This is a genomic window from Polaromonas sp. P1_E12, from assembly GCF_056405975.1.
Genome location: NZ_JBFUBB010000005.1, coordinates 89,793 through 102,500 on the forward strand (window position 1 = coordinate 89,793; position 12,708 = coordinate 102,500).

Genomic DNA, 12,708 nt, shown 5'->3' on the forward strand with positions numbered 1-12,708 from the left:
CGGCTACACGCAGTGAGCCGAGAAGGGGGTGAACCTACCTGACGGGCAAGAACTGGAGGAACGTGCCGCCCAGCAAGTTCTGAACATAGGTGATCACCGCGCGCCGGTACTTCTCCGTCAGCACTGAGGCCAGCAGATCCAGCCGGCCAATGATTTTGCCGAACTCGCGCTCAAAGCTCAGGTTGCGCTCGCGCTCGGTGATTTCATCGGCCAGCAGCAAGGGCTGGCCTGCGGCATTGCGCCGGTTGGACAGCATCCATACGGCGATTTCAATGTTGCGGGCGGCGTTGTAGATGTATTGCGCATCCAGGCTGTCGGTCAGGTAATACGCTGTTTTCCCGCCGTGGGCCGTGACCACCATGTCGGCGCTGGCATAAATGAACGCCGCCACGCGGTCGCCCTTGAAGTCGGGCCCCAGCGCCAGCGACAGCGCGGCGATGTCGCGCTTGCCCTGCAGTTCGGGCCAGGGCGTACGGGTATCGACCGCCACGCGCAGCTGGGCAAGGGCCGCGTCGCGCCCGAGCGTACTGGTTTTCCGCCATTCCGCCGGGTTGCGCCGGTACAGCTTGTCGGCCAGGCGCAGCAAACCCTCCAGGTTATCGCGCATGCCCAGGGTGGCCATGCGGTTCACGTCCGACTGGCCGATCTCGCTGGCGGCCATCGGGGCGGCCTGTGCTTCGCCCTTGTGCGTGGGCGCCTGGCTGGCGCACCCGGCCAATGCAGCCAGGGCCAGCAGCAAGGGAGGGCGGAAGAATGAAAAAATGGAAGGAGAAATGGCTGGTGCGGGAAGGGAGATGGGTGCCGTGCGCAAGGACATGGGGCATTTTCAGCGGCTGCGCCGCGCCGCGCAAGCATGGCTTTCCCGGGCTGCCGCCGGCTGCAGGGGCAAGCTCAGGCGGAAGCCGCGCCCACTTGGGCAATCGGGTGCAACAGTCCGCGGGATAGCAGCACCCGGTGGTCAATCTTGAGGCAGTGGTCCTGTACCACCAGCAAGCCCGCCGCTTCCGCCTTCGCAGCTGCCGTGGCGTTGGAAATTCCGAGCTGCATCCACACGGCCCTGGCGCCTATCGCAATGGCTTCGTCGACCACTGGCGGAATATCTTCGCTGTTGCGAAAGCAGTTCACCAGGTCGATCTTTTCGTGCTGCGCGGCTTCGGTCAGCGTCGAATAGGCCTTTTCGCCAAGCACCTCGGCGGCGTTCGGGTTGACCGGGATGATGCGGTAGCCATTGGCCTGCATGTAGCGCGCCACATCAAAGCTGGCGCGGTGAGGCTTGGGCGACAAGCCCACTACCGCGATGGTGCGGCAGTGGTTGAGGATGTGCGGCATGCGCTCCGCAGGTGGCAAGGGGTTCATGGCTGGTTCATGCCTTGTATTTGACGGAGCAGCCATAAGCCCGGCTGGTTGCTACGCTCAAGGGCTTGCCGCCCAGCGCTTCGGTCAGGCCCTGGCGCACGTAATTGGTGGCGGTCTTGATATCGTCAACGCGGGCAGAAGGGATGCTGTCAATACCGCCTGCGTAAATCAGCTGGCCCTGCGGACTGATGATGTACATGTGCGGTGTCGTCTTGGCGCCGTAAAGCTGGCCGATCCTGCCTGACTCGTCCATCAGTGTCGCAGTCGGCTGGCCCTGTTTCTCGGCCATCCAGCCGGCCAGTTTGGCCGGCGCCAGGTAGTCGCTGCTTTCGGCCTCCGTGGAGTTGATGGACAGCCACACCACGCCTTTGGCGGTGAATTCCTTTTGCAGGCCTTGCATGTTGCCGCTGTAGTGCTTGCGCACAAAAGGGCAGCCCGGATTGGTCCATTCCAGCACCACCAGCTTGCCTCTGTAATCGCCCAGGTTGCGAGTCTTGCCAGCCGTGTCGGGGGCTGAAAAGTCGGGGGCTGCCTGGCCGACACTTGCTGTGGCCGCCTGCACGGAAAAGGCGGCCGACGCCAGCCAGGGGGCGGCAACGAGAGCGCCGGAAAAGTTGCGGCGGGTAAGTGCCCGGACGGGCTGCAGAGGGGTATTCAACATGGCTTGAACTCCTTCAGGAAGAAATAATCAACAACACGACAACAGGTTCTTTACAGCTTGGCCAGTTCGGCCCTCATGTCGTCCACCGACAAAATCTCCGACAGCACGAGCGGCGCGCGGCCGGGCTTGTAAATCACATATACCGGTACACCGTTGCGGCCCAGTTGCTTCAGTGCCGCTGTCACTGCCGGGTCGCGCCGCGTCCAGTCGGCACGCAACAGCGCCACGTTCTTCGTTTCGATGTCGGCCAGAACCGAGGCATTCGAGAGGGTGGTCTTTTTGTTGTACTGGCAGGTCACGCACCAGGCGGCGGTGAAATCTACGAACACACTTTGCCCTTGCGCGGTGAGCTGGTCAACCCGGCCCGGCTCCCAGGCTTGCCAACCGCCCACTGCCGGTGTTGCCGACACCAGGGCCGCAGGCTTGGTGATGTTCGGGCCAATGGCCCACAGCCCCAGCGCACCCAGCGCCACGGAAAAGGTTGCCAGCAGCGTGCGTGCCGTGCCGCGCAGGGTAAAGGCCCAGATCGCCAGTGCCATCAACACCAGCAAGGCCAGCAGTGCACCCGCGCCGTCGATGCCGCTTTGCTGGCCCAGCACCCAGACCAGCCAGGCGACTGTGGCAAACATCGGGAAAGCCATCAGCTGCTTGAAGGTCACCATCCAGGGGCCGGGACGCGGCAGCATTCTTGCCACGGCCGGTATGGCGCTCGCCGCCAGATAAGGCGATGCCATACCTATACCGATGGCCGCGAAAATCGCGAGCGCTTCAAGCGCCGGAAGCCCCACCGCATAGCCCAGCGAGGCGCCCATGAAAGGAGCGGTGCAGGGCGATGCAATGGCGGTGGCCAGGACACCCGACAAAAATGCGTTGACGGTGGGATTTTTCGCCTGCCAGCCGGCGAGCCGGCCCGGCAGGACATTGCCGAATTCAAACAGGCCCGCCAGGTTCAACCCCAGCAAGGTGAACAGTGCCGCCAGCAATGCCACTACCGCCGGGTTCTGCAGCTGAAAGCCCCAGCCGAGTTGCTCGCCCGCTGCGCGCAAACCCAGCAGCAGCGCACCCAGCGCCAGGAAAGACACCACAACGCCCACGGTGTAAGCCAGGCCGGTGGTCAGGCGCGTGGCCTGGTCCTTCACCTGCACAAAACCCACCACCTTGATGGCCAGCACCGGAAACACGCAGGGCATGAGGTTGAGGATCAGGCCGCCGAGCAATGCACCCAGCATGGCGGCGATGAGGCCAACCGGTGGTGCGCTGGTTTGCACGGGTGCCGCACCGGCCGACGCGTTGGCGCGCAAGGCCGCTTCAAGTGCCGGCGGCACGACGGTGGCAGCCGCTGGCGCAGGCCAAGGGCCTTTGACCGGCGCGTCAATGCGATAGGCGGCGTTCTCCAGGGCCACCACCAGCGGCATGCTGGCCGGGCTTTCGGTGCGCTGGCCCGACAGGGGCACCTGGGCCGTCCACACCGCGCCTTGCCAAGCCTGTTGCCAGGGGGCGGCGGGCTCGATCACGCTACCGGTTTCGGGGTACAGCGCCAGTGTTTTGCCCTGCAGGGCAGCGGGCAAGCCGGCCAGGGAAATGCTGATCGCCTTGCCTTCGACTGCCACCTGGCTGGCGCCGGCGGCCAGAGTTTTGGGCGTGGCGGCGAACGTGTCCTGAAACAACTGGCCGCTGGCCGCGGTCGAGCTTCGCACCGGGATGCTCAGTGAAAAGTCACCCTCTTGCGGAATGCATTCCTTGCGGCACACCAGCCAGGACGCCTTGAGTTTGACGTCCAGCTGCCTGGCGGCGAAACCGGGCGCCACGGTCAAAGGCACGGGCAGCAGCACCGCCTTTTCATAGCCGTAGTTGGCCAGCGTGCCAATCGGGATTTTTTTGGGCGTCGGCCAGGCGATATCGCCTGCAGTGATGCCGGCGGGCAATTGCCAGTCGAGCTGCGTCGGCAGCCCGGAATCACCGGAGTTTTTCCAGTAGGTATGCCATTCGGGCTGGTGCGTGAGCCGCAGCCCCACCCAGACCGGCTTGCCGGGCTCCACGCCTTGCGGCGCCCAGGCCAGCAGTTCGGCACTGACCTGCTCCGTTGTGACCACCGCACCGGTTGTGCCCGGGGTGCCTTTGCCCAGAATGTCGCTAAAGGCCTTTTGGGCGCTGGCGGGCACGGGGATTGCGCAAGCAGCTATCAAAAATGTAGCGGCTAGCTTGGCAAACGGAAAACGCAGGGCATTCATTGTGCAAGTGTGAGCGGGTGGCGCAGAGATTAGTTCCTGGAAGGCTAGGAGGCAAGACAGCGTGCGGGCATCGCTCGATGACGGTTAGTCCGTTTTCACGCTGCCTTATTACAGCCGTTTTCAGAGTCAACCCAGATAATAGGGGCATGCCGCGCATTGTCCTCGCCACCCTCAACGCGAAGTACATCCACGCTTCGCTGGGCCTGCGGTACCTGCTGGCCAATATGGACCTGCATGGCGGCCCCGGCCTTCGCGCACAAACGTTGCTGCGCGAATTTGTGATCCAGCAACGGCCCATGCAGATCGTCGAGGAGTTGCTGGCGCTCGATCCTGAAGTCATCGGCCTCGGCATTTATATATGGAACGTGGTGGAAACCACCCAGGTCGTGCGCCTGCTCAAAACCCTGAGGCCCGGCATCAAGGTGGTGCTGGGCGGACCCGAGGTCAGTTACGAGACGGGCGAACAGGAAATCTGCCGCCTGGCCGACCATGTGGTGACCGGCTGGGGCGATGTGAGTTTTCCCAAGCTCTGCCGTGCCTTGCTCGAGGGCCCGCAACCGCTGATGAAGGTCGTTGCGGGGGAGCAGCCGGCACTGGAGGCGCTGGCCCTGCCTTATGGCGAATACACCGACGAAGACCTGGCCAAACGGTTGCTGTATGTCGAAGCCTCGCGCGGCTGCCCCTTCAAGTGCGAGTTCTGCCTGAGCTCGCTCGACAAGACCGCCTGGGCTTTCGATCTGGACGCGTTTATGGCCGGGATGGACGCGCTCTACCGGCGCGGCGCACGCAACTTCAAGTTTGTGGACCGCACGTTCAACCTGAAGGTCGAGAACTCGGTGCGCATCCTGCAGTTTTTCCTGGACCGGATGGCGCCTGACCTGTTCGTGCATTTTGAAGTGGTGCCCGACAGCCTGCCCGACCGGCTCAAAGTGCTGATTGCACAGTTCCCGGCAGGTTCGCTGCAGTTTGAAGTCGGTATCCAGAGCTTCAACCCCGAGGTGCAGCAGCGCATTTCGCGCAAGCAGGACAACGCCAGGACCGCGGACAACCTGCGCTGGCTGGTGAACGAAAGCCAGGCCCATGTGCACGCAGACCTGATCTTCGGTTTGCCCGGCGAGACGCTGGAGAGCTTCGCCGAGGGTTTTGATCGCCTGCATGAACTGGCGCCGCATGAAATCCAGTTCGGCATCCTGAAGCGCTTGCGCGGCACTCCGATTACCCGGCACACGGCGGAGTTCGCCATGGCGTATGACCCGCAGACGCCGTACACGATTTTGCAGAGCTCCACGATTGACTTTGTCACCATGCAGCGCATCAACCGCTTCGCACGGTATTGGGAAATGCTGGCCAACTCAGGGCGTTTTGCACGGGGGCTCCAGCTGCTCCTGGCACCGGGCTCGGCATTCGGCCATTTTCTGCATTTCAGCGACTGGCTCTGGGCCAGCACCGGTAAAACCCATGAGTTCGCACCTGAGAAACTGGTGGATTTGCTGTTTGAGCATCTCACCGCAGTGCGGGGCCTGGTCAGCGCAGAGGTGCTCAGCGCACTGTTGGCCGACTACCTGGCCAGCGGCGCACGCGGCCGCCCCAATTGCCTGGCCGATCTGCTGGGTGCCGCCCGGCCGGCTGCGCCGCTGCACGCCGGAAGACAGGGCGCAGCGCGGCAGGGGCGTCATGTAAACCAGAAATCAGGGTTTCAGGACGAGTCGGGCGCCCACCGGGAAGCCATTCAAAAGGCTGCAGCGGCCGCTTGATGAGCCAAAGCCCCGATCTTTAAAGCATCTCTTCCGGCGCAAAGGGCCCGATCAGCTTGAGCATCAGTTGCAGTCCCCAACTGGCATCCGGCTCGATCATGGAGTCCTTGAGGGGCGAGCCCTGCGGCGCGCGCCAGACCAGCCGGCTGTTCTCCAGCTCGACCCGGTAGGCGCCCGACGCCAGCGTAGGTTCGATCAGCCGCGTGGCTTCGGCCGAGATTGCGCGGTTGCGGATGACGATGGCCACTTCGCTGTTTTGCAGCTGCGAGCGCAGGTCCAGGTTCATGGAGCCCACGACCAGCATCCGGTCGTCCATGACGACGACCTTGGAATGCAGGCTGGCACGTGAGCCGCCGGTGGAACCGCCCGTGGATCCCCCCGCGATCGCTGCCGAGCCGAAGCTGCTGAAAGAGCCTTCCTGCTCGGCGCGCATTTCGTAAATCTCGATGCCCATCTCCAGCAAGGCCTTGCGGTAGCGCGCGTAACCGACGTGGGCAGCCGGCGCGTCGTTGGATGCCAGTGAGTTGGTGAGCACCCGCACACGAATACCGCGTTGCCGGAGGTCGGCAAACTGCTTCATCATGCGTTCGCCGGGCACGAAGTACGGCGAAACGATCAGCAGGTTGTTTTTGGCCTGCGACATCAGTTGCAGCAGCCCGTCGACCGTGGTGTCCTGCGATTCTTCAGTGGTGTCGGCGTCGGCGGCGATCTTGGACGCCTTGTCCACCAGCAGCACCGAGGGCGCCCAGGTCCAGGTTAAGAGCCGCAGGTCGGTCGAATCCGGCAGCGTCGGCAATGCAGAGGTCGCCCGTTCCGGCCGGGTTGAGGGGGGTACCGCGCCGTCACCCGCCTGGAGGGTAGCGGCCTGCGCCGTGCCTGCGGGAGAAGAACGGTTTTCAGGGGCCGGCGGCTTGCGCTTGAGTGCGTCGATTTCCTTTTCGGTCATCAGCGACTGCACCGGGTATGCCAGCGGGTTGTTCCAGTACTGGTCAAAGCTGCGCGACAGATCTTGCGCGATGCGGCCGGCCGCCAACACGTCGATGTCCACAAAATTGGTACCGGTGCTTTGGCCGAAGTAGGTTTCGCCCAGGTTGCGCCCGCCGGTGATCGCCACGGCGTTGTCCGCCACAAAGATCTTGTTGTGCATGCGCCGCTGCATGCGCGCCGTGTCTTTGAGGTTGCCCAGGATGCGGAACATCAGGGAGCCGCGGCCGCCCGGCAGGGGGTTGAAGAGGCGCAGCTCGATGTTTTTCTCAAAAGCCAGTTTCAGTACCTGCGCGTTTTTACCCGAGGTGTTGAAGTCGTCCAGCAGGATGCGAATCCGCACGCCACGGCCCGCTGCTTCGCGCAGCGCCTCAAACATGCGTTCGGTGGTTTCGTCGGCAAAGATGGCGTAGTACTGGATATCCAGTGTCTTTTGCGCCGCCTTGATCAGCGTCATGCGGCTGGTGAAAGCCAGTTCTGCGTCGCCGACCAGCGCAAACCCCGAATCGTTTCGCGTGCCGGCCTTGGCCGCACGGGCTGCCACCAGGCTGCCCAGGCGCGTTTCGGCCGGGTTGGCCAGCGCGGTGGAAACCGGGCGGTCGACCTCGCTGGGTAGCGAGGCGCAACCCGCTATCCAAAGAGCGGCGAAGGCCATGGCCAGCCCCTGCAACGCGCGCCAGCCTGTGTGCGGGATCAAGCGGATGCCGGGAAGGGCGCGGGAAGTGGTCTGCATGGTGCAGGCCACTTTAGCGTAAGGAGATGTATTTGGTGCCGCCGGTCCCTGCGTTCGCGCCTATTTTTCTTGTAGGCGCGAGGCTTGACTACACTGACCGCGCCGGAAACACGCGAAGCCGGCGCGTTAAGACGACAGCGTTTCCCAACGCTGCAGTGCGGCCATCAGCTCTTCCTCGATCTTGCTGTTGCGCGCGTTGAGTTCCGCCGCCCGTTTGGCATTCGTGGTGTAGAGCGTTCCGTCATAGAGCTCCTGCTCGATGGCTTTTTGCTGCGACTCCAATTGCTGGATCAGCGCCGGCAGGCCGTCGAGCTCGCGCTGCTCCTTGTAGCTCAGCTTCTTTTTTGATAGCGGTTCGCGCTCGTCCTTATTGGGCTGCGGGCTTGTTTTGCTTGAAGTTTTGCTGCCGGCGGGGCTGCTGGCGGGCTTGTTGGCACCGGTGATCTGCGCTGCGCGTTTGGATTGCGTGATCCAGTCCGTCACGCCGCCTTCGTACTCACGCCAGAAGCCCGGGTTCTCGGGCGTACCTTCATAGGCAATGGTGCTGGTGACCACGTTGTCCAGGAAGCGCCTGTCGTGACTGACCAGGAACACCGTGCCTTCGTAGTTTTGCAACAGGTCTTCCAGCAATTCGAGGGTGTCGATGTCCAGGTCGTTGGTGGGCTCATCGAGCACGAGCACGTTGGCCGGCCGCGCGAACAGGCGCGCCAGCAGCAGCCGGTTGCGCTCGCCGCCTGACAGGGTGCGCACCGGTGAATTTGCGCGCTGGGGCGAGAACAGGAAGTCGGTCAAATAGCTCTTGACGTGTTTTTTCTGGCCGTTGATTTCGACCCACTCGCTGCCGGGGCTGATGAAGTCTTCCAGGGTGGCGTCCAGGTCCAGGCTGTCGCGCATCTGGTCAAAGTACGCGACCTGCAGGTTGGCACCCTGGCGAATCTTGCCGGGCGGATTCGTCACGTCGGGCTGCAGCTCGCCCAGGATGAGCTTGAGCAGCGTGGTTTTGCCTGCGCCGTTGGGGCCGAGCAGGCCGACCTTGTCGCCGCGCAGCAGCGTGCCGGTGAACTTGTTAACGATGAGCTTTTCCGAACCGGGATGGCCGAAGCTCTTGCTCACGTCGGTGAGCTCGGCGACGATCTTGCCGCTCTTCTCGCCGCTGGAGACATCCAGGTTGACGCGGCCCACCGCATCACGCCGTGCGGCACGGTTGTCGCGCAGGGCTTCGAGGCGCCCAATGCGGGCCACGCTGCGGGTGCGGCGCGCTTCGACACCTTTGCGGATCCACACCTCTTCCTGCGCCAGCAGCTTGTCGGCCTTGGCATTGATGACGGCTTCCTGGGCCATCTGCTCTTCTTTTTGCACCAGGTACTGGGCAAAATTGCCGGGGTAGCTGTTCAGTTTGCCGCGGTCGAGCTCGACGATGACGGTGGCGACCTGGTCCAGGAAGGCCCGGTCATGCGTGATGGTGATGATGCTGCCGTTGAAATTGACAAGCAGGTCCTCCAGCCAGGCGATGGAATCGAGGTCCAGGTGGTTGGTCGGCTCGTCGAGCAGCAGCACGTCGGGTTTGGCGACCAGCGCCTGGGCCAGCGCCACGCGTTTTTTGGTACCGCCCGAGAGCGAGCCGACGATGGCGTCCTTGTCCAGGTGCAGGCGGTGCAGGGTTTCCTCGACCCGCTGCTCCCAGGTCCAGCCGTCCAGCGCCTCGATTTCCGACTGCAGGGCGTCCAGGTCGGTGTTTTCGTCGGCTGCGAGATATTGCTCAACTACATGCCTTGTGCGCGCCAGTCCTGCGCTGGCAGCTATAAAAACCGTAGCATGCGGGTCCAGGCTGGGTTCCTGCGGCACGTAGGCAATACGCAGGTTCTGTTGCAGTTGCAGCGTGCCGTCATCGGGTTTTTCGAGGCCGGCGAGAATTTTCAGCAGGGACGACTTGCCCGTGCCGTTGCGTCCGATCAGGCCGATGCGCTGGTTGGTTTCAAGGGAAAAATCTGCGTGATCCAGCAGTGCGACGTGCCCAAAAGCGAGTTGGGCGTCCAGTAAGGTAATAAGTGCCATAAGGGGGCAGATTATCCGCCCCTGCCGTGACGCGGTTTCTTTATAGGCTCTTCATCGGCCCCGCAAGCCCACCCTTGGCCACATACGTGCCATCCGTTAAATACAAGTTATTACGTGGGTGGCCGGTGTCGCATCTGCGCCCTATCGCTTGCCACGCCTCGCCGATATAGTCGTCCGTTCCGGCGATTCGATCGCTGAAGGAGGGACCTTGGAACTGCAAATCAATGGCCGGGCCGTTCAGGCCGACGCCGACCCCGGCATGCCCTTGCTCTGGCTGCTGCGCGACGTGCTGAACATGACGGGCACCAAGTTCGGATGCGGCGTGGCCGCGTGCGGCGCCTGCACGGTGCGGGTGGACGGCGAAGCGGTGCGGTCCTGCGTCGTCCCGGTGTCCGCCGTGGTGGGCAAGCGCATTCAGACCATTGAAGCGCTGGGTGCGCCGGACAAGCCCCACGCCCTGCAGGTCGCCTGGATTGCCGAACAGGTGCCCCAATGCGGCTATTGTCAGTCGGGCATGCTGATGGCGGCCGCCGCCCTGCTCGACAAAATCCCCAAGCCGACAGATGCGGACATCGATGCCACCATGACCAATATCTGCCGCTGCGGCACTTACCAGCGGATCCGGGTGGCCATCAAGCGCGCGGCCGGCATGGCGCCCGGCGGCAAGGGCCCAACACCTAGGGCTCAATTTTCCGCCGGGCCGCCCCAAGGAAACGAGCCCCGGAATATGCAAAAAAGGGGCAGCGCCTTACGCGAAGCGAAAAGCGTGGGGGCCACGTCCTCATGAAGAGAAGAGCCTGGCTGCTCAGTGCAACCGGTGCGGCAGGCGCATTGCTGGTGGGCTGGAGCCTGTTGCCGGCGCGCTCCCGGCTGGGCAGCCCGGCCAAGCCCTGGCCTGCGAGCATTCCCGAGCTTGATGGCGCGGTGTTCAATGGCTGGGTCAAGATACGGGCGGACGGCGGTGTGGTGCTGGCCATGCCGCGCAGCGAGATGGGCCAGGGCGTGCACACGGCGCTGGCCATGCTGGTGGCCGAAGAGCTTGACGTGCCGCTGCAGCGGGTGACCGTGGCGCAGGCGGGTTCTGATGCCATTTACGGTAATGTCGCGATGCTGGTGGGCAGCCTGCCTTTTCACCCACTGGACGTCGATGACTTTGCCAAAGAAGGCGCCCCCAGGGTTCGCCCTACTCCGGTCAGGATCGGCGAGTGGATGATGGGCAAGGTCGCCCGTGAGCTCGGCATCAACGCGACAGGGGGTTCCTCAAGCCTGGCGGATGCCTGGGACGTGGTGCGGCTGGCCGCTGCCACGGCCAGGGCATCCCTGCTGGGGGCCGCCTCGCTGGACTGGAAATTGCCGGTGGATGAGCTCACAGTCAAAAACGGCGTGATTTCGCACCCTTCAGGTCCCTCATCCCACTACGGTGAACTGGCGAAATTTGCCGCAGCGACTCCGCCGGGCGACGTGACACTCAAAAGCCGCGGGGACTGGAAGCTGATAGGGCGCAGCGCCCCGCGGCTGGATTTACCTGCCAAGGTCAATGGCACGGCTGTTTTTGGCCTCGATGTCCGGTTGCCGGGCATGGTGTATGCGGCGATCCGGCTTTGTCCCATGCTGGGCGGTTCAGCGGGTGCGATCCAGGTCAATACGGCGCTGGCCTTGCCGGGTGTGGAGCGCCTGGTGCGGCTGCCGGCCTATGCGGGCTCTACTGCCGGCTTTGCCGTGGTGGGTAAAACCTGGTGGCAGGCCCAGCAGGCGGCCTTGATGGTGCCGGTCGAGTGGCAGCAGCGACCCGCTGGCGCGCTGGACACCCGCGCGATTGAACAATCGCTGGAAGCCGCTCTGGCACGCGAAGAAGGCCATGTCTTTTATGAAAAAGGCGATGCCGGCAAGGCCGAGGCATCCGCTGTGCGAAAAATCGAGGCACTTTATCGCGCGCCCTACCTGGCCCACGCCACGCTTGAACCCATGAACTGCACCGCGCAAGTCATGGACGGCAAGGTATGGCTCTGGGCGCCGACCCAGGTGCCGCAGATGGCTGTGGCCGTTGCCGCACGGGTGGCCGGGGTGGCTCAGGAAGATGTTCATGTCACCGTCACCTTGCTGGGCGGCGGCTTTGGCCGCCGGCTGGAGGTCGACTGTGTGGCACAGGCGGTGCGCATTGCCGTGGAATGTGGTGGCCGGCCCGTACAACTGATCTGGTCGCGCGAAGAAGACACTACGCACGATTTTTACCGGCCCATGCAGGTCGCCAGGCTGAGGGCCTCCCTGGACGAAAAGGGCGACGTCACCTGCCTGTCCATCAAGTCTGCCGGCGACGCCATTACGCCTAGATGGCTCGAACGCAACCTGCCGGCCCTTTCCGGACCCTTTGATACCCCCGACAAGAGTGCTGCGGAAGGTTTGTTCGACCTGCCTTACGGCTTTGCCAGCCAGTCCATGTCACATGTGGCCACGCGCTCGGGCGTACCTGTCGGCTACTGGCGTTCGGTGGGGCATTCGCATAACGCGTTCTTTTCAGAAAGCTTCCTCGATGAGCTGGCCTGGGCGGCTGGACAGGACCCTCTCGCTTTCCGGCGTTCCCTGCTGGACGAAGCACCCCGGCATCTGGCCGTGCTGGAACTGGCTGCACTCAAGGCTGGCTGGGGCGGCGCTTTGCCCGAGGGACGGGCCCGCGGCATCGCCCTGCATGAATCATTTGGATCCATCGTGGCGCAGGTCGTGGAGGTGTCATTGCTCAATGGCATGCCGCGCGTTCACCGCGTGGTGTGTGCTGTGGATTGCGGTACGGTTGTGAACCCGGGCATCGTGGCACAGCAAATGGAGGGAAGCGTTATCTTTGCGCTGACCGCAGCGCTGCATGGCCGCATAGATATAGAAGAAGGTGTCGTGCGCCAGAAGAATTTCCCCCAGTACGCCATGGTGGGGCTGGCGCAG

Annotated in this window: 8 protein-coding genes and 1 pseudogene (1 of these 9 cut by a window edge); 3 read left to right on the top strand and 6 right to left on the bottom strand. The window is 63.5% G+C overall.

What is annotated here, in order from left to right:
- Positions 1–34: 34 nt before the first annotated feature.
- From AC1D13_RS15110 to AC1D13_RS15125, 4 genes are all read right to left on the bottom strand, one after another.
- On the bottom strand, positions 35–817 hold the full coding sequence (locus AC1D13_RS15110; RefSeq protein WP_477666856.1) for a hypothetical protein: 783 nt from the start codon (positions 815–817) through the stop codon (positions 35–37).
- 74 nt (positions 818–891) lie between these two features.
- Positions 892–1,356 carry a CoA-binding protein gene (locus AC1D13_RS15115; protein ID WP_477666855.1) on the bottom strand — a complete coding sequence of 155 codons (465 nt, stop codon included), beginning with the start codon at positions 1,354–1,356 and terminating at the stop codon, positions 892–894.
- A gap of 7 nt (positions 1,357–1,363) precedes the next feature.
- Positions 1,364–2,017 carry a thioredoxin family protein gene (locus AC1D13_RS15120; RefSeq protein ID WP_457282695.1) on the bottom strand — a complete coding sequence of 218 codons (654 nt, stop codon included), beginning with the start codon at positions 2,015–2,017 and terminating at the stop codon, positions 1,364–1,366.
- 50 nt (positions 2,018–2,067) lie between these two features.
- Positions 2,068–4,248, bottom strand: a complete 2,181-nt coding sequence (locus AC1D13_RS15125) for a protein-disulfide reductase DsbD family protein (protein WP_457282696.1) — start codon at positions 4,246–4,248, stop codon at positions 2,068–2,070.
- A gap of 146 nt (positions 4,249–4,394) precedes the next feature.
- On the opposite strand from AC1D13_RS15125, the gene AC1D13_RS15130 reads away from it, so the two are divergent.
- Positions 4,395–6,002 carry a B12-binding domain-containing radical SAM protein gene (locus AC1D13_RS15130; RefSeq protein ID WP_457282697.1) on the top strand — a complete coding sequence of 536 codons (1,608 nt, stop codon included), beginning with the start codon at positions 4,395–4,397 and terminating at the stop codon, positions 6,000–6,002.
- 19 nt (positions 6,003–6,021) lie between these two features.
- Here the strand turns inward: AC1D13_RS15130 and AC1D13_RS15135 are convergent, their stop codons facing one another.
- Entirely contained in the window at positions 6,022–7,719 is a 1,698-nt protein-coding gene (locus tag AC1D13_RS15135) for a phospholipase D-like domain-containing protein (protein WP_477689815.1), read from the bottom strand.
- A gap of 126 nt (positions 7,720–7,845) precedes the next feature.
- A complete protein-coding gene (locus AC1D13_RS15140) occupies positions 7,846–9,774 on the bottom strand; it encodes an ATP-binding cassette domain-containing protein (protein ID WP_477666851.1) in 1,929 nt (642 codons plus the stop codon).
- A gap of 208 nt (positions 9,775–9,982) precedes the next feature.
- On the opposite strand from AC1D13_RS15140, the pseudogene AC1D13_RS15145 reads away from it, so the two are divergent.
- Together AC1D13_RS15145 and AC1D13_RS15150 are read left to right on the top strand one after the other, a co-directional pair.
- A pseudogene (locus AC1D13_RS15145) lies at positions 9,983–10,420 on the top strand ((2Fe-2S)-binding protein); the annotation flags it as partial.
- Positions 10,421–10,557: 137 nt separating this feature from the next.
- A protein-coding gene (locus AC1D13_RS15150) for a xanthine dehydrogenase family protein molybdopterin-binding subunit (RefSeq protein ID WP_457282700.1) crosses the window boundary here: on the top strand, positions 10,558–12,708 show its 5' portion. The gene runs 159 nt beyond the window's last position; only the first 2,151 of its 2,310 coding nucleotides appear in the window; the start codon lies at positions 10,558–10,560; the stop codon falls past the right edge of the window.

What these genes read in the sequence shown, in the direction of transcription:
- AC1D13_RS15110 (WP_477666856.1), bottom strand. Translation starts at nt 817, where the DNA reads ATGTCCTTGCGCACGGCACCCATCTCCCTTCCCGCACCAGCCATTTCT.
- AC1D13_RS15115 (WP_477666855.1), bottom strand. Translation starts at nt 1,356, where the DNA reads ATGAACCCCTTGCCACCTGCGGAGCGCATGCCGCACATCCTCAACCAC.
- AC1D13_RS15120 (WP_457282695.1), bottom strand. Translation starts at nt 2,017, where the DNA reads ATGTTGAATACCCCTCTGCAGCCCGTCCGGGCACTTACCCGCCGCAAC.
- AC1D13_RS15125 (WP_457282696.1), bottom strand. Translation starts at nt 4,248, where the DNA reads ATGAATGCCCTGCGTTTTCCGTTTGCCAAGCTAGCCGCTACATTTTTG.
- AC1D13_RS15130 (WP_457282697.1), top strand. Translation starts at nt 4,395, where the DNA reads ATGCCGCGCATTGTCCTCGCCACCCTCAACGCGAAGTACATCCACGCT.
- AC1D13_RS15135 (WP_477689815.1), bottom strand. Translation starts at nt 7,719, where the DNA reads ATGCAGACCACTTCCCGCGCCCTTCCCGGCATCCGCTTGATCCCGCAC.
- AC1D13_RS15140 (WP_477666851.1), bottom strand. Translation starts at nt 9,774, where the DNA reads ATGGCACTTATTACCTTACTGGACGCCCAACTCGCTTTTGGGCACGTC.